Raw genomic sequence first — 16,434 nt, 5'->3', positions numbered from 1 at the left:
AAAAGAAAAAGAGGGCTGGACTCAGGTCCAGCACGGCGCGGTGCCGGTACCCAGGACGAGTGCAGGTTTCGAGCGCTCGAGGGTGTTGAGGTAGTTTTCGAAGTCTTCGATGGCGTCGGGGCCGATGAACACGTCATTGAAACCGGCAGCCAGCAGCTCCTGGCGAGCGGCCCGCGTCTGGTCTTCCGAGGTGGTCAACTTGCCGCCGATGACACAAGGCAGATCCGGATGTTGCTGACGCACTTGGCGAATCAGTTCCAGCCCCTGGAAATGGCCATGGCCGTTGACGCTGCTGACCACCAGCAATTGCGTGCGCCGCAGTTCCAGGGTGGCGAGGACCACCTCCACCGGGGTGCAACTGCCGAGGTTCTTGACGTTGAAACCGTGCTCCGCCAGCCACAGCTGCAGATAAACCAGGTTCCACATATGCGAATCCGATTCGACGGTTGCAATCAGGCAGTGTTGAGATCCTTTCATTGCGTTGCCTCCATGGCTGAGGGGGGAAAGTCCAGGGCGGCGCGAAAACGCCGGGTAGTCAGGTGGAACAGCAAGGCACCGGGAAGAGTGAGCAGCAGCGCTATGGCCAGAATCAACGTCTGGACCCCATATTCATGGCCGATGCTGGCGGTCAGCAGGCCCCCCAATGGGTAGGACAGCAAGTTGACCAGGTAGAACGGGCCCATCACCTTGCCCAAGTGGTCGGCGGCGATCGCCTTGATGCGCTGGGTTCGGTTGAACACGTTGAACAAGGCGCAGCCGGCCATCGCCAAGAGAAAACTGATGGCATAGAGCACCACGCCACTGGCCATGCCCATGCAGATCAGGCCCAGGCACAGCAAGGCAAAACCCAGTGTGCCGAGGCGGTAGATCGACATCCGCGCCAACAGCCTTGGCACCAGAATGAAATTGAGCAGGCCCAGTGCACCGGCGCCAGCGTTCATCAGACCGAAGACCCCGTCGGCGGCACCAAACACACCACTGATGACAAAGGCGTTGGCGCTCAGGACGCAGGCGAACGCCAGGTTGATGGTGAAGTTGAGCAGCGCCAGGGACAAGACTGGCGGATTGTTCAATAACAGGCTCCAGCCCAGAGCCAGGTCCTTGCGAATGCTTTTTGGCGGGCTGGCTGACTGGGTATTGGGCAGGCCTTTCCAGCACACACCGGCGACGGCGAATGCCAGCGCCGCCAGCCCCAGAAGCAGGCGCTTGTCGGCGTACATCGCCAGCAATGCCGCCAGCGCCGGACCCAACGCCATGGCCAGCAGCTCCATGTTTTGCACCAGAGACTGACAATGGGCCAGGCGTTCGGGGCCGGCGATCAGCGGTACGCTCTTTTCCACCGCCATGCGCACTGGAGCCATCAGCAGCGAGAGCACGATACCGTTGCCGATCAGGGCCCAGACAGTGAGCGTTGGCGCATACCAGCAGACCCCGACGGTCAATCCCAGGCTCAGCGCCCGCGCTGTATTGGCGTGGCGGAACAGCAAGCGCCCGCCGAAGCGATCCGCCAGCAATCCGGCGAACGGATAAGCCAGCAGTGCCGGTAGCCACTCCAGTGCGAACGCCACACCGGAGTAACGGACATTGCCGGTGAGCTGGAAGATCAGCAATGGCACGGCGAACAGCACCGTTTGCTCCGCCAGCAAGGCGAACAGCAGGCCGGCACCGAAACGACGCAGCCGGACGGTTTCATGCATGCTGGCTTTCCAGCTCTGCCTCGAGCTTGCGCAGGCGTGGCAATACATGACGGCAGAAACCGCGCATTTCGTCACGGGTAGGCCAGCCGGAAAAAATGAACTCGCTGACCCCGACTTTCTTGTATTCCAGCAGATACTCGGCCACTTCCTGATAGCTGCCGACCACGCACAGCGCCGGGCCGCCACGGTAGGCCACGGCACCAGACCAGAGCATTGGCGACAGCCAATCATGCTCGGCCTTGTCGGCCAGGCGGAACGAGGTCTTGACGGCTTCGGAGTCGCAACGCCCGACGAATTGACGAACCCATTCGCGATGCTGCTCATCGGGATTTTCCATCATGCTTTCCACAGCCGACAGAGCTTCCTCGCGGGTTTCGCGAGCCAGTACGTGCATACGAATCCCCACCGAACAACCGGCCTGGAGCACTGCCCGACTGGCCTCGGCAATACCCTGCGGCGTGTCGCCGTAGCGTAACCAGCAATCACTGTGTTTCACGGCGATCTGCTGGGCGATCTGCGAAGCGCCGCTCAAATAGATGTGTGGGCGTTCGTTGTCCTTGTAAGGCAATCCCAGTTGCGCCTGCTCGATACGGTAATGAGCGCCGTGATGGGTCAGGGGCGTTTCGCCTTTCCAGAAACGATGCAGGATCTCGAGAAATTCGCTGGTGCGTTCATAACGTCCGTCATGGGCCACGAAGTCGCCATAAAAGGCTTGCTCATCAGGGGAAATACCGGCGACCAGGTTCAATGCGATGCGCTTGTCGGACATCCACGAAACAGTATTGACGATCTGCGTGAACAGCGTTGGCGGCAGCAGGCCTGGGCGATACGCCAGGATGAATTTGACTCGGCTGGTCTCTCGGACCAGGGCGCCGATCATGGGCAGTGGGTCGGGCATGTGGTAGCTGATGCCCATCAGCAACGAGTCAATCCCCAACTCATCGGCTTCCTGGGCGAAGTCGACGATACCGGCAAAGTCCAGGGCACCGGTGTTGTATTTCTCGGAAGCCTTTTGTTGACCGCTGTCGAGCGGTGAGCACCAGTGGATACGCAACGCGGGCATGGTTTTTCTCCAGAGCAGCGCCTGCCGCCGCCTGAAAGGCGGGGCAGCGCAAAAAATGACGATGGGTCAGAACAGGAAGCTGGTACCGACGGTGCGGTCGAACAGCGCGACATCGCGGATGCGACGTTTGCCGCAGATAAACTTCAGCAGTCGCTCGATCCCCAGCCCGCCGCCGGCGCTTGGGTGAAGCAGGCCGCGTTTGGCGACTTCGAGGTAATTGGCGAAGGGCGCAAGGTCCATCGACAACTCTTCCATGCGGTAGAGGATCTGCTCGTACTCGAACTCACGTTCGGCACCCGACAGCGCTTCGCCATAGCTGTCGGGATAGATCAGATCGTAGTTGTTGTACTGGCCGCGCTTGCCGGGGGTTTCACGGTCATAGAATTCCCGGCGGTAGTTGGTGACGAAAAACGGCGTGTGGGCCTTGGCCGACATGATCTTCTCGAAGTCGTCGCCATATTCGGCGCGCAACTCGTCCGAGCTGTAGATCGGAAAGTGCGTGTCGTAGTGCGGCAGCTGGCGGTCGAGGTGGGCCAACTGGGCCGAGCAGTGTTGCCTGACCTCGGCGAAGGTGTGTTTGATCAAGCCTTCGATCAGCGCCATGACCTGTTGCATGTTGCCATCGCGTATTTCGAAGTCGAATTGGGAGAATTCCAGCAGGTGGTTTTCCGAATCCTTGATTTCGGCTTTCTCCAGGCGAATGTTCGGCGCCACGATAAAGATCTTGTCATGACCTTTGGCGGTCAACGCCAATTGTTTATGGAAGATCATGCTGGCGGTCAGTTTCAGGCGCCGCGCTTCATATTGGAGTTCAGCGGGGTAGACCGCATGGTTCAAGGGGTCGGTGATGGGCGACATGAGAATAGGCATCAACTGTTTGAAGTCGCGCTCCAGCAAATACTGTTGCAATGCCTGCAGCACACGACCGCGGATAATCGCAATCGCTTCAACGTCCGGGTGATTAAAATCGTCGAAACTACGCTGAATTTCTTCCATGTTGCGCTCAATGTCCAGGGTGAGGAAGTGCCCGATTATTGGTTAAACCCAGGAAAACTCAATGTACAGATTTGCCCTAAAAAGCAACCCAGATGCATTGTCTGGTTGTCCCGCCCGGAAATTGGATGGACCATTGCCGGCCAGATGCCTGATGGCATCATTCGGACGACATGGCCTGCTCAAGAGCCAGTTTTCGAATGTTGTTTCAGTCGCAAGCGTCCATGAATACCTGTTTCGAGTCCCTCTATGACGGCCCAAATTAATTCGCAACCCGGTCGCTTTTCCCGGTCTGACTACAAGACCCTGGGTCTGGCGGCGCTGGGTGGCGCACTGGAAATCTACGACTTCATCATCTTTGTGTTCTTTGCTCTGACTCTCAGTCAATTGTTCTTTCCGCCAGAAATGCCTGAGTGGCTGCGCTTGCTGCAAAGCTTCGGGATTTTCGTCACCGGCTATCTGGCACGCCCGCTGGGCGGCATCCTGATGGCGCACTTCGCTGATCGGGTGGGACGCAAACGGGTGTTCAGCCTGAGCATCCTGATGATGGCTTTGCCCTGCCTGTTGATCGGGATCATGCCAACCTATGAACAGATTGGTTACTGGGCCCCCTTGATCCTGCTGCTGTTGCGGGTGCTGCAAGGTGCCGCGGTGGGCGGCGAAGTGCCTAGCGCCTGGGTGTTCGTGGCCGAACATGCTCCGGTCGGGCATCAGGGCTATGCCTTGGGTGTGTTGCAGGCCGGGTTGACGTTCGGCTATTTGCTGGGGGCATTGACTGCGACCCTCCTGGCTCGGCTCTACAGCCCCGCCGAGATCCTCGACTTCGCCTGGCGCTTCCCTTTCCTGCTCGGCGGTGTATTCGGGGTGATCGGGGTCTGGCTGCGGCGCTGGCTGAGCGAAACCCCAGTGTTCATGGCCTTGCAGGCCCGACGTGAGCGGGATGCGGAGTTGCCGTTGCGCACGGTGTTTCGCGATCACCGCAAGTCCATCCTGCCAGCGATGCTTTTGACCTGTGTGCTGACGTCGGCGGTGGTGGTGCTGGTAGTGATCACCCCGACCGTCATGCAGAAAAGCTTTGGCATGAGCGCCGGTCATACCTTCGCCCTGAGTAGCCTGGGTATTGTGTTCCTGAATATCGGCTGTGTGCTGGCGGGATTACTGGTGGACCGGATTGGCGCCTGGCGTGCGGTGCTGGTTTATAGCCTGCTGCTGCCGGTGGGGACTGCGGTGCTTTACGCCAGCCTGATCAATGGTGGCTACTGGATCAGCGTGGCCTATGCGGTGGCCGGCCTGACCTGTGGCGTGGTGGGCGCGGTGCCTTCGGTAATGGTGGGATTGTTTCCGGCCCGGATCCGGGTGTCCGGCATCTCCTTTACCTACAATATTGCCTATGCACTCTGGGCCAGTACCACACCGTTGCTGCTGATCGGGCTGATGCCATGGAGCCCTTGGGTCTGCGTAGGCTATTGCATAATCATGGGTACCGTCGGGGCCCTCATGGCAGGGTTCTACGGTTTGCGCTCATCGTCATCGGCAGAGGTTTGCGTGGTGACGGGCGCCTGAGCCTGGCCCTTTCGCGCCGCCGCGGCGCTTGCCCATGAATATCAAAGGACGGCTATCGGCATGAGCTGCGTCAACGATTTGCATGATCTATCGGCGGTGCAACTGTTGGTCTTGTTTGCCAGCAAGGAACTGTCACCGCAGGAGTACTACGACCATTTGCTGGCCCACATCGAGCGCTGGGAACCTCACATTAATGCGTTGTACGCCTTTGACCCGCAACGGGTCCGGGAACGGGCCGCCGCCGCCAGTGAGCGCTGGCGCCGTGGCCAGCCCCGTGGCCTGCTCGATGGCTTGCCCGTGACACTCAAGGAATTGATAGCGACGCAAGGCGACAGCATTCCTCTGGGTTGCGCCGCGACCGAGTTGATCCCGGCCACAGTCGACGCGCCACCGGCGGCGCGGATGCGAGAGGCCGGGGCGATTGTCCTGGGCAAGACAACGGTGCCGGACTACGGCATGTTGTCCTCAGGGTTGTCGAGTTTTCACGGTGTGACCCGCAATCCGTGGAACCTGGCGAACAATCCCGGTGGCTCCAGTGCCGGCGCGGCGGCGGCAGCAGCGGCCGGCTATGGTCCGCTGCATGTCGGCACCGACATCGGCGGGTCGGTCCGTTTGCCCGCCGCCTGGTGCGCTCTGGTGGGGTTCAAACCGACACTCGGGCGCATCCCCATCGACCCGTATTACACCGGCCGTTGTGCCGGGCCCATGACCCGCACCATGGACGACTGCGCACTGATGATGCGCTACCTGTCCCGCCCCGATGCGCGGGATGCCACCAGCCTGCCACCGGAACAAGGCGATTGGGCACTGGGACGGTTGTCGGTCCAAGGGCTGAAAATTGGTCTGATGCTCGATCCCGGCTGTGGCATTCAACCGGACGAACAGGTGTGCTCAGCGGTTCTGGAAGCGGCTCGCCTGTTCGAAAGCCAGGGCGCCCAGGTCCGTCAGATCAAGCCACTGATGGATCGCGCTGTGCTTCAGGGTCTGGATCATTTCTGGCAGGCGCGACAGTGGAGTCAATTGCAGGCCCTGAGCGCCGAGCGGCTCGACCAGGTCTTGCCCTACATTCGCGACTGGGCGGCAGCGGCCCAGAACCTGAGCGCCGTGCAGGCAGTTGAAGGGTTCAACCAGACGTTCGAAATCCGGCGCCGGGCAGCCGAGGTCTTTCATGAAGTCGACCTGGTGTTGTCACCGACCAACCAGGTCAGTGCCTTTGCGGCTGAATGGGCTTCGCCCACCAATGACCCGCGAATGCCGTTCGAGCACATCGTCTTTACCGTGCCGTGGAACATGGGTGAGCAACCGGCACTGTCGATCAACTGCGGCTTTACCGACCAAGGCATGCCAATCGGCCTGCAGATGATCGCCCCGCGCTTCGCTGACCAGTGGTTGCTTCAGCTCGGCAAGGCTTATGAAAACTGGCGCGGAACGATTCGACACTGGCCCAAACCGCCATCTCTCTGAAGCGTTTTGGTCCTCGCGATAAACGGTGCCTGGGACTGGCAGCGTGCCTGTTTTTTTTCCTCTAGAGACTCATCGAAATGGATTTTCGTGTATTTCTGATGGCCGGCGTAGCCATCGGCAGCCCTTTGATTGCCACCGCGGACGAAGCGATGGCCACGCAAGCCCAAGCGCCGGGTTTTGTCGAAGGCAGCCATTTGGGGCTGAACTTGCGCCATTACTATGCCAACCAGCACACCCGACGTTCTACCTACCTGGCGATCAAGAAAGCCGATGGCCTGGAGCGCACCCGCCTCCGTGAAACCTGGGTACAGACCGCGATGCTCAACTACAGCTCCGGATATACCCAAGGGCCGATCGGCTTCGGGCTGGACGCCTCGTTGTTCAGCGCTGTCAATCTGGAGCGCGGGCATGGGCGTGTCGCCAATGGTGGTGATCGGGTGCTGGTGGACAGCGATGGCGATGCGGTGCCGACCTGGAGCCGATTGGGTGTCGGTGATCTGCGGCTGCGTTATTCCAGCACTGAAATCAAGGCTGGTCGCCTGCTTACCGACAACCCGATTCTGCGCTACAAGGACAATCGCGCCCTGCCCTCGAGCTTTCAGGGCGTGGGACTGTTCAGCAATGAACTCGATTGGCTGTCATTACAGGCTGGCAGCTTCGAACGGGCGATTCCACGCACCGGTACCGGCAGCGAGAAACTCACTACCACCTTCGGCAACCGGGCGTATTCGGGGTCGCGTATTTCCTATCTCGGCGGGATGGCCAAAACCCCTTACGACCTGGACATCAGCCTCTACGCTTCACGCTTCGAGGACATGTGGCAGCAGACCTATCTGGGATTGACCCAATTGATCGGGGATCGGCGGCAGATAGCGCTCAAGACCGCACTGAATTACTACCACACCGAGGACCAGGGCGAGCAGCGCCTGGGCTATATCGACAACGACGCCTTCAGCCTGGCATTCACGGCGTCACATCTGGCCCACAGCCTGACCCTGGCCTGGCAACGAGTGTTCGGCGACGAATACTTCGATTACGTCTGGGAGTCCACGGGCAATTACATGGCCAATTCGTTGTATTCGGATTACAACGGGCCGAACGAGAAGTCCTGGCAACTGCGCTACGACCTGGACCTGGCGTCCTTCGGTGTGCCAGGCCTGACGACCAGCCTGTGGCACGCCAAGGGCTGGGACATCGATGGCACCCGGTACAGCGGCGATCGTAACGGGCGCAATACCGGTTACAACGTGCGCGGCCTGGACAACGCCAAACACGATGAAAACGGTTTAATGGTGGCGTATGTGGTGCAATCTGGCGCACTGAAAAACGCGGTGTTTCGCACTATCGTCTACAACCATCGGGCCACGGGCGGGCAGATTGACGGTAGCTACGACGAGGTCCGCCTGGTGGCGAATTTGCCGGTGTGGCTTTTTTGAAATGGGCTTTTCATACCGAACAGAATCATCGGCCACTGGCGACCTCAGTGGGATCGCCGCCTCGTCGCTCCCACATTCGAATAGTGTCGGTTCAGGCTTTTTGGGTTCTGGGCAGAAAGATCGCCAATACCCCAAGCAACGGCAGGAACGAACACAGGAAGTACACGTACTCGATGCCGTGGACGTCCGCCAGATGCCCGAGTAACGCCGCACCAATCCCGCCGAAGCCGAACATCAGGCCGAAGAACACGCCGGCAATCATCCCGACATTCCCCGGCACCAATTCTTGTGCATACACCACAATGGCCGAGAAGGCCGAGGCGAGGATGAAACCGATCACCACGCTCAGGACGCTGGTCCAGAACAGGTCCACATGGGGCAGCAGCAGCGTGAACGGTGCGACGCCAAGGATCGAGAACCAGATCACCGCCTTGCGCCCGATCTTGTCGCCGATCGGCCCGCCGAAGAAGGTCCCCGCCGCTACCGCCCCGAGAAACAGAAACAGGTGCAACTGTGAGCTGGCCACCGACAGGTCGAATTTTTCAATCAGGTAGAAGGTGAAGTAACTGGTGAGGCTGGCCATGTAGAAATACTTGGAAAACACCAGAAGCCCGAGCACTACCAGTGCGCTGATCACCCGTCGTTTCGACAAGCCGTGAGTCGCTGCCTGACCTTGTTTGAGCTTGAACAGACTCAGATGGTTGGCGTACCAGCGACTGATTCGATACAACACGAACAGCGCAAACAACGCGAACAAGCCGAACCAGGCCACATGACCCTGACCGTAGGGAATGATGATCGCCGCCGCCAGCAACGGCCCGAAGGCCGAGCCCGCATTACCGCCGACCTGAAATGTCGACTGTGCCAAGCCAAAACGTCCGCCCGATGCCAATCGCGCCACCCGAGAAGCTTCCGGGTGAAAGGTCGATGAGCCGACACCGATCAACCCCGCCGCCAGCAGAATCATCGGAAAACTTCCGACCACGGACATCATCAGAATGCCGATCAAAGTGCACACGGTACCGGCCGGCAACAGCCAGGGTTTGGGATGACGATCCGTGTGGTAACCGACCCATGGCTGCAACAGCGACGCTGTCAGTTGAAACGTCAGGGTGATCAGGCCGATCTGGGTGAAGGTCAGGCCATAGCTGGCCTTGAGCATCGGATAGATCGACGGCAATACCGCCTGAATCAGGTCGTTGATCAAGTGCGCCAGCGCCACCGCGCCGATGATGCGCATGACCAGCGGACTGCTTTGTGATGTCGCGGGCGCCGACGTCGTGGCGGACTGAACGTTGCTGATGGCCATGAGAGTTTCCGTACTGCGGATGGGTGCGCACAGGCAGGTCGGCCAATGTGCCATTTTTCGGTGCGGTTGCGCCATCCCCTTAGCCTGCTAACGACCTTAATAAAAAGTGATAGCGCAACGCCATGGTCTGAATCTTGCCTTGTTCATTCGCTTCAACGCGGCCCCTTACAAAGGGGACCGAGAATGGGAAGTTTCGCTACAGAGTCGGCCTACAGAGCGGACCAAGGGTGAACTTTCGAGGCCTTTTAGAAGGGCACCAGTCGCGGTCGCAACGACCCCGACGCACGCCAATGGTGCGTGGTGTCCAGAGGAGTCATGGGGCATGCAGGCTTTTTTATCACCGGGGATCGGACTGCTGGGGCGGTTCGGCTTCGCGCGCAAATTTCAGCTGCTGTTTCTGCTGTTTATTTTGCCGCTGGCGGGCAGCTTGTGGATGATCGGCCAAGACTATCGTGACAAATTGAACCTGATCTCCGGCGAACGCGCCGGGGTTCGTCAATTGCTCGCCCTGGATGCGCTCGACAACCTGCTCGCCGCCCAGCGTGATCGTGCCGCTCGTTGGCGCGCCACCGAAACCAATCGCCAACCGACACCCGCAACCATCGCGGCCATGGCAGCGTTCGACGCGGTTCAGCCGGCTGTTGCTCAAGCCACCACGGACTTGGGCAATGCCCTGAAAACCGAAGGCGCAGAAGGTCAAACCCTCACCCGCTATCAGGCTCTGCAATCGGCCCTCACCGGCCTGGACTCGAAAAGCCTGAGCGGCGTCGGTTGGTGGCCAGACGGTTATGATCGCTTCACCCATGCCTTGGGTGCTCTGCAAGCCTTGCGCGAACAAATCGCCATGGACACTCGCCTGACCCTCGCTCCGTGGCTGGAAACCTGGTTGCTGACGCAGATTTCCACGCAACACGCACCGGACCTGATCGAACGGGTCGGTCGTCTCGCCGCAGTCGGTCAAGCCTCAGTGGTGTCCGGGCAATTCACCCTGCAAAGCCGCTTGCAACTGCGGGACTTGCGCAGTCGCATCGGCGATGCGCGGGAGCAGCTTGTTAAAACCGCAGGCCTGCTGGAAACACGCCTGCCCAGCGCCCTGCAAACCTGGGCCGGGCAATACCACGACAGCCTCAAGCACCTGGACGCCGGTTTGAAAGTGCTGGACGAGGGCGTATTCGGCGGCAGCATCAACCTCAAGCCGGAAGACTTTGAACGCAGTCTCGACGCCCTTCTTGGCGATCTCGCCAAGTTGCGTCAGCAATCGTTGGTTTCCCTGGATCAACGGCTGGATCATTACCACGGCTCGGCCATTCGCCAGTTCATTTTGGTGGCGATAATTTTTGGCTGCCTGCTACTGGCCGCGCTGTACCTGTTTATCTGCTTACAGGCCTCGATCCGTCATAGCGCCAGCGGTATCACGCTCCTGGCCGAAGCATTGCGTGACGGCAACCTGAGCGTGCAAGTACCGGTGCAAGGCCGCGACGAACTGGCGGCGATCAGCACCGCCTTGAATGTCGCCGTGGTGCAACTGCGCAACAGCTTGCTGGGGGTCGATCACGAAACCCTGCAACTGAGCAACGCGGTGCGCACGCTCAACGATCACTCCAGCGGCGCTCTGGGCGAAGTCGAGGCTCAGCAGTCGCAGATCAGCCAGATCGCCGCTGCGGCCACGCAATTGGCGGCGACCTCCCAAGGGGTCGCCCAGAGTTGCGAACAGGCCTCAGGCAGTGCTCAGCACACTCAGCGCATCGCCGCCGACAGCAGCCGTGACAGCCAACGCACGACCGCGAGTATTCAGCAGCTCAATCAGCGTTTGAACGACACGGCGGCAGCACTGGGCCGGGTCAGCGAGCAAGGACAGCAAATTCAATTGGTGGTCGATACCATTCGCGGCGTCGCCGAGCAGACCAACCTGCTGGCCCTGAACGCTGCCATCGAGGCTGCACGGGCCGGCGAACAAGGTCGTGGTTTTGCCGTAGTGGCCGATGAAGTGCGCAGCCTGTCGCAACGCACCCAGTCCTCCACCGCGCAAATCGCCGGTACCGTCGACAGCTTGCGCAGCACTGTCAACGAAGCGGTAAGCCTGATGGAAGCCGCCTGCGGCCAGGCACAATCGGATGCGCAAGCCGTCACCGGTCTCGGCGAGCGCCTGGGGGAAATCGCCAGCGCGGTGCAGAGTGTCACCGACACCCTGGCGCAAATCGCCACCGCTGTCGAAGAACAAGCGAGCACCGCCGATGAAGTCAGCGCAAACATCCAGCAAGTCGATCAGGCGGCAGTACGCTTGCTTGAAGGCGCACGGGCGGTGAACCTCGCGGCAGACACCTTGAGCCAAGGCAGTAAAGCCCTGAGTGCCAATACCGGCAGATTTCAGCTCGGTTGACGCCCTTCGCCGCCCGATTTTTCGGGCCTGCGGGATAAGCGGTTGAAAGTGTGGAGAAATATTTTAGATTTACGCTTGACGCATCTTCGTTCCAGGTGAATAATGCGCGCCACTTGGCTACATAGCTCAGTTGGTTAGAGCATAGCATTCATAATGCTGGGGTCCGGGGTTCAAGTCCCTGTGTAGCCACCAAGTACTAAAAACGGCTTACCGAAAGGTAGGCCGTTTTTTTATGCCTCGAGAAAAGTGGCATCGCTTCAAGACGATGGGCCTGATTTGCGTACCGCTCCCCCGGCCGATAAAGTCCCCGGATCTTTTTATCCCATGGATGGAGTGCCCCGCGTGTTCTCAGCCTTCCACTTGAGTCGCTATCGCCTGTCAGCCTTTTCGTTGATTGCCACCGCTTTAACCCTCGCCGCGTGTAATACCCTGCCCTCTTCACCGCCAGTCTCTACGCTGCCAGTCGCGCCGGAAATCGCTTCCGGGTATCGCACCGATCTGCAGACCCGGTATGCCTCGAAACACATGGCCGCAGCCGCCAACCCGCTGGCCGCCGAAGCCGGGCGCAAGATGCTGCGTGAGGGCGGTTCGGCGATTGATGCGGCCATTGCCATGCAAGCGGTGTTGACGCTGGTCGAACCGCAATCATCGGGCATCGGCGGGGGCGCCTTGATTGTGCTGTGGGATGGCAAGGCTGTACGCACCTATGACGGGCGCGAAACCGCTCCGGCCGGTGCCACCGAGAAACTGTTCCTGCAAGCCGACGGCAAACCGATGCCGTTCACGCAGGCACAGATCGGCGGACGCTCGGTGGGAACGCCGGGTGTATTGCGGGCGCTGGAGCTGGCCCATCAAAAGCACGGTCGCCTGCCGTGGGCGAAGTTGTTCGAGCCGGCCATCGAACTGGCGGAACAAGGCTTCACCATTTCGCCACGCCTGCATCAGCTGGTCGCGGCAGACGCGTTCATACAACGCTCCCCAGACATGGCCGCCTACTTTCTGAATGCCGACGGCAGCCCGAAAGCCATCGGTACACCGCTGAAAAACCCGGCACTGGCCGCCGTGTTCAAGCGCATCGCCAAGGAAGGGCCCGATGCCCTGTACAAAGGGCCCATCGCAAACGAGATCATCGCCAAGGTTCAGGGCAACGCCAACCCCGGCCGCTTGTCGCTGAGCGACCTCCAAGGCTACAAGGCCAAGGAACGCGCGCCGTTATGCACTGACTACAAACGCTGGCAGGTTTGCGGCATGCCGCCACCGTCGTCGGGCGGGATCGCCGTGGCGCAAATTCTCGGCACCTTGCAGGCGCTGGAATCCCGCGACCCGCGTTTTGCCCTGGCCCCCCTCAAACCGCTCAAGACCAGCAAACCGGCAGGCATCGAACCTGCCCCGGAAGCTGTGCACCTGATCGCCGAAGCCGAGCGTCTGGCTTACGCCGACCGAGCGCAGTATGTCGCCGACACCGACTTCGTACCCGTGCCGGTAAAAGGTCTGATCGACCCGACTTATCTGACCCGCCGCGCCGCCTTGATTGGCGACCGCAGCATGGGCCTGGCCAAACCCGGTACCCCGCCGGGCATTCGCGTTGCCTATGCGCCAGACCGCTCGCCACTGCGCATTTCAACCTCGCAAGTGGTAGCGGTCGATGATGCAGGTGGCGCCGTGTCCATGACCACCACCGTGGAGGCAGCGTTTGGCTCACACCTGATGGTCCAGGGTTTCCTGCTCAACAACCAGATGACCGATTTCTCGTTCATACCCGAAGAAAACGGACAAAAAGTCGCCAACCGGGTCGAACCGGGTAAACGCCCGCGCTCGTCAATGGCGCCCACGCTGATCTTCGACCGCCAGAACGGCGAGTTCCTGGCCACCGTAGGCTCCCCTGGCGGCTCGCAGATCATTGAGTACGTGGCCAAATCCACCATCGGCCTGCTCGACTGGAACCTCGACCCGCAAGCGGCCATCAGCCTGCCCAATTTCGGCAGCCGCAACGGCCCGACCGAACTGGAACGGGAGCAGTTCAGCGAACAGCTGATTCAGGCACTGAAGGACAAAGGGCACAACGTGAACGAGATCGACATGACCAGCGGGACTCAGGCGATTGTTCGAGTCAGGGATGCGCAAGGGAAAGCGGCGTTGGCCGGCGGGGCCGATCCACGACGTGAGGGAGAAGCGTTGGGGGATTGAGTCGTACGCAGGAACAAGAAAAGGCTTACCGGGAGGTAGGCTTTTTTTATTGGTGAAGAATCCTGATCAAGTCTCTCGCGTAGCCTTTTCCTACCCTCAAACTGCTATCCCTTGGATAGAGTGTGGAAACCATTTTTATCTCGTCTGCTCATCCACCTCATCAGATCAGCTATCGGGAGTGCCTGATTACAGGAGGCGAATTTACTCCCCACATGTCGGCTACTTCGCCACAAACTTGCACAAGTCCCACCGCGGGACTAGGATCACACCATGAGAATTATCGCCATCAGTCATCTGAAAAATTTTTGGGAGAAATACCCGGACTCAGAACAACCTTTCCTGGCCTGGATTGACGAAGCGAGGAAAGCGGACTGGAAGACGCCTGCTGACATCAAGGCGCACTTTGCCACCGCCAGCATTCTCAAAAGCCGCAGAGTCGTGTTTAACATCAAGGGCAATGACTTTCGGCTAATAGTCGCGGTGGCCTATCGTTTCGGCGCCGTATACATAAAATTTGTCGGCACCCACAAGCAATACGATGGGATCGACGCTGATGCCATCGAAATGGAATAACCCATGAACATTCATCCGATTCACACTGACGCGGACTACCGTGCAGCCCTCAAAAGCATATCTGCACTATTCAACAATGAGCCTGAGCCGGGTACCCCCGAAGGCGATTACTTCGAGATCATGATTACCCTCATCGAGGCTTATGAATCGAAGCAGTTTCCTGTCGATCTGCCCACACCGATCGACGCTATCAAATTTCGCATGGAGCAGTCCGGTCTGTCAGCGGCTGATCTGGCACCTGCCATTGGCCGGACAAACCGGGTTTATGAAGTGCTCAACGGTAAGCGTGCGTTGACGCTTCCGATGATCTGGAAGCTTCATGATCTATTTGGGATACCGGCCGAAAGCCTGATCAAACCAGTGAAGCAGGCCTGATTTTTTTTAGGGCTACCGACACCGGATTCAGGACATCAACTCGATAACTGATTGGCAAACTGCCCAACCGCGTTCACCACTTTCTGCGCCCCGTCCTGGATTTCGACGATCACTGTGCCCGCCTCCGCTGCCAGCGCCAGCCCCTGTTCGGCCTGGAGCCTGCCATCGGTCATCAGGGCCACGGCATTGCGCGCCATGTCCTGGTTCTGACGCACAACGCCGACAATTTCGTCGGTTGCCTGGCTGGTTCGCGAGGCCAGTTGCCGGACTTCATCAGCCACCACGGCAAAACCTCGGCCTTGCTCACCGGCGCGAGCCGCTTCGATGGCCGCGTTGAGCGCCAGCAGGTTGGTTTGTTCGGCGATACCACTGATGGTTTTGACGATGGTGCCGATCACCAATGATTGCTCGTTCAGCGCCTCGATGCCTTCGCCAGCGGTTTGCATGTGTTTGGCCAAGTCACGCATGACGTCCACCGCTTGAGTCACTACGGTGGTACCGCGTTGGGCGCTGCTGTCGGTTTGCAACGAGGTGCTGTAGGCGATGTTGGCCGCTTCGGCGACGGCCTGCTCCTGATTGACCTGGTCGGTTATCACCGTCGCGAACTTGACCACTTTGTAGAGTTTGTTGTTGGCATCGACCACCGGGTTGTAGGACGCTTCCAGCCAGACCACGCGACCGTGGCTATCGATACGCTTGAAACGATCGGCCACAAATTCGCCGGCGTTCAAGCGGCGCCAGAAGTTTTGATACTCGGCGCTGTTGTATTCCTCAGGCTCACAGAAAATGCGGTGATGCTTGCCTTGGACCTGCGCCAGACTGTAACCCATGCCATTGAGAAACCGCTCGTTGGCCATCAGCACGTTGCCATTGAGGTCGAACTCGATGACCGCCGTCGAGCGCACTAGCGCACCGATCAGGTTCTCATGTTCACGAGACGCTTCGATGGTGCGGGTCAGGTCGCTGGAATAAATCGAGAAATTTTTGATCCGGCCATCCCCGGAGCGCACCGGCTGCATGATCGACCGCAGCCAGGCTTCGGTACCAGTGCCGCGTAATAAACGAACCGTGCCGGCAAAATGCTCGCCACGGGTCAGCGCAGCCTTGAAGCGGCGGTGGAACTCGTCCGACTTCACATGAGCCGGGACGATGTCTTCGAGGTGCCGGCCGATCAGTTCGTTGCCCTTGTAGAGCATTTCACCCATGAAGTTCTGGTTGGCCGATTGAATCCTGCCATCGGAATCAAGAGTCAGGACCAGCATTTCACTGTCCAGGCTCTCCTTGACTTGCTGAAGGCTGGAGAGTTCTTCGCGAAGAGCCGACAGCTCCTGCTTCAAGCGTTTGTTGAACATGGGAAGCACCGATGGACAGAGATAAAAAGCTGCATACAGCCT

Annotated in this window: 12 protein-coding genes, 1 tRNA gene and 2 pseudogenes; 8 read left to right on the top strand and 7 right to left on the bottom strand. The window is 59.5% G+C overall.

From position 1 onward, the window contains the following. Positions 1 to 21: 21 nt before the first annotated feature. The 4 genes from FHW68_RS25105 to FHW68_RS25090 form a co-directional block, all read right to left on the bottom strand. Positions 22 to 477: a cobalamin B12-binding domain-containing protein gene (locus tag FHW68_RS25105; RefSeq protein ID WP_183683621.1), complete on the bottom strand. Its 456-nt coding sequence runs from the start codon at positions 475 to 477 to the stop codon at positions 22 to 24. Then, positions 474 to 1,697, bottom strand: a complete 1,224-nt coding sequence (locus FHW68_RS25100) for an MFS transporter (RefSeq protein ID WP_183683619.1) — start codon at positions 1,695 to 1,697, stop codon at positions 474 to 476. Before FHW68_RS25100 ends, FHW68_RS25105 begins: the two co-directional genes overlap by 4 nt. Further along, positions 1,690 to 2,760, bottom strand: coding sequence for an LLM class flavin-dependent oxidoreductase (locus tag FHW68_RS25095; RefSeq protein WP_095630779.1), 1,071 nt, complete (start codon positions 2,758 to 2,760; stop codon positions 1,690 to 1,692). Before FHW68_RS25095 ends, FHW68_RS25100 begins: the two co-directional genes overlap by 8 nt. A 66-nt stretch (positions 2,761 to 2,826) precedes the next feature. Then, the gene (locus FHW68_RS25090; protein ID WP_095630780.1) at positions 2,827 to 3,756 is read right to left on the bottom strand and encodes an asparagine synthetase A; all 930 of its coding nucleotides are present in this window, start codon (positions 3,754 to 3,756) and stop codon (positions 2,827 to 2,829) included. A 246-nt stretch (positions 3,757 to 4,002) separates the two neighbouring features. Between FHW68_RS25090 and FHW68_RS25085 the strand changes: the two genes are divergently transcribed. From FHW68_RS25085 to FHW68_RS25075, 3 genes are all read left to right on the top strand, one after another. Beyond that, entirely contained in the window at positions 4,003 to 5,316 is a 1,314-nt protein-coding gene (locus FHW68_RS25085; RefSeq protein WP_183683617.1) for an MFS transporter, read from the top strand. A gap of 60 nt (positions 5,317 to 5,376) precedes the next feature. Next, positions 5,377 to 6,780, top strand: coding sequence for an amidase (locus FHW68_RS25080; protein WP_183683615.1), 1,404 nt, complete (start codon positions 5,377 to 5,379; stop codon positions 6,778 to 6,780). Positions 6,781 to 6,878: 98 nt separating this feature from the next. After that, on the top strand, positions 6,879 to 8,216 hold the full coding sequence (locus FHW68_RS25075; protein ID WP_409258785.1) for an OprD family outer membrane porin: 1,338 nt from the start codon (positions 6,879 to 6,881) through the stop codon (positions 8,214 to 8,216). 91 nt (positions 8,217 to 8,307) lie between these two features. On the opposite strand, the gene FHW68_RS25070 is transcribed toward FHW68_RS25075, so the two are convergent. After that, positions 8,308 to 9,525, bottom strand: a complete 1,218-nt coding sequence (locus FHW68_RS25070) for an MFS transporter (RefSeq protein WP_183683611.1) — start codon at positions 9,523 to 9,525, stop codon at positions 8,308 to 8,310. Positions 9,526 to 9,847: 322 nt separating this feature from the next. Between FHW68_RS25070 and FHW68_RS25065 the strand changes: the two genes are divergently transcribed. The 5 genes from FHW68_RS25065 to FHW68_RS25045 all read left to right on the top strand — a co-directional run bounded on the left by FHW68_RS25065 (position 9,848) and on the right by FHW68_RS25045 (position 15,040). Further along, positions 9,848 to 11,905 carry a methyl-accepting chemotaxis protein gene (locus tag FHW68_RS25065; RefSeq protein ID WP_095630785.1) on the top strand — a complete coding sequence of 686 codons (2,058 nt, stop codon included), beginning with the start codon at positions 9,848 to 9,850 and terminating at the stop codon, positions 11,903 to 11,905. Between the two features lie 115 nt (positions 11,906 to 12,020). Further along, positions 12,021 to 12,097 (top strand) — tRNA-Met (locus tag FHW68_RS25060). Between the two features lie 150 nt (positions 12,098 to 12,247). Continuing rightward, positions 12,248 to 14,092, top strand: a complete 1,845-nt coding sequence (gene ggt / locus FHW68_RS25055) for a gamma-glutamyltransferase (protein WP_183683609.1) — start codon at positions 12,248 to 12,250, stop codon at positions 14,090 to 14,092. A gap of 270 nt (positions 14,093 to 14,362) precedes the next feature. Next, positions 14,363 to 14,665: a type II toxin-antitoxin system HigB family toxin gene (locus tag FHW68_RS25050; protein ID WP_095630787.1), complete on the top strand. Its 303-nt coding sequence runs from the start codon at positions 14,363 to 14,365 to the stop codon at positions 14,663 to 14,665. 3 nt (positions 14,666 to 14,668) lie between these two features. Continuing rightward, positions 14,669 to 15,040, top strand: a complete 372-nt coding sequence (locus FHW68_RS25045; protein WP_095630788.1) for a type II toxin-antitoxin system HigA family antitoxin — start codon at positions 14,669 to 14,671, stop codon at positions 15,038 to 15,040. Between the two features lie 35 nt (positions 15,041 to 15,075). Here the strand turns inward: FHW68_RS25045 and FHW68_RS27610 are convergent. Then, positions 15,076 to 15,507: pseudogene (locus tag FHW68_RS27610) on the bottom strand (methyl-accepting chemotaxis protein); the annotation flags it as partial. 108 nt (positions 15,508 to 15,615) lie between these two features. Next, positions 15,616 to 16,302 (bottom strand): annotated as a pseudogene (locus tag FHW68_RS27605) (PAS domain-containing protein); the annotation flags it as partial. Positions 16,303 to 16,434 lie beyond the last annotated feature (132 nt).

This window comes from Pseudomonas sp. Tn43 (genome assembly GCF_014192635.1).
Taxonomy (GTDB): Bacteria; Pseudomonadota; Gammaproteobacteria; order Pseudomonadales; family Pseudomonadaceae; genus Aquipseudomonas.
The sequence above is the reverse complement of the archived record's forward strand: the minus strand, read 5'-3'. Positions and strand labels throughout refer to the sequence as shown.

Coding starts and splice junctions, on each gene's coding strand:
- FHW68_RS25105 (WP_183683621.1), bottom strand. CDS start 477: ATGAAAGGATCTCAACACTGCCTGATTGCAACCGTCGAATCGGATTCG.
- FHW68_RS25100 (WP_183683619.1), bottom strand. CDS start 1,697: ATGCATGAAACCGTCCGGCTGCGTCGTTTCGGTGCCGGCCTGCTGTTC.
- FHW68_RS25095 (WP_095630779.1), bottom strand. CDS start 2,760: ATGCCCGCGTTGCGTATCCACTGGTGCTCACCGCTCGACAGCGGTCAA.
- FHW68_RS25090 (WP_095630780.1), bottom strand. CDS start 3,756: ATGGAAGAAATTCAGCGTAGTTTCGACGATTTTAATCACCCGGACGTT.
- FHW68_RS25085 (WP_183683617.1), top strand. CDS start 4,003: ATGACGGCCCAAATTAATTCGCAACCCGGTCGCTTTTCCCGGTCTGAC.
- FHW68_RS25080 (WP_183683615.1), top strand. CDS start 5,377: ATGAGCTGCGTCAACGATTTGCATGATCTATCGGCGGTGCAACTGTTG.
- FHW68_RS25075 (WP_409258785.1), top strand. CDS start 6,879: ATGGCCGGCGTAGCCATCGGCAGCCCTTTGATTGCCACCGCGGACGAA.
- FHW68_RS25070 (WP_183683611.1), bottom strand. CDS start 9,525: ATGGCCATCAGCAACGTTCAGTCCGCCACGACGTCGGCGCCCGCGACA.
- FHW68_RS25065 (WP_095630785.1), top strand. CDS start 9,848: ATGCAGGCTTTTTTATCACCGGGGATCGGACTGCTGGGGCGGTTCGGC.
- FHW68_RS25050 (WP_095630787.1), top strand. CDS start 14,363: ATGAGAATTATCGCCATCAGTCATCTGAAAAATTTTTGGGAGAAATAC.
- FHW68_RS25045 (WP_095630788.1), top strand. CDS start 14,669: ATGAACATTCATCCGATTCACACTGACGCGGACTACCGTGCAGCCCTC.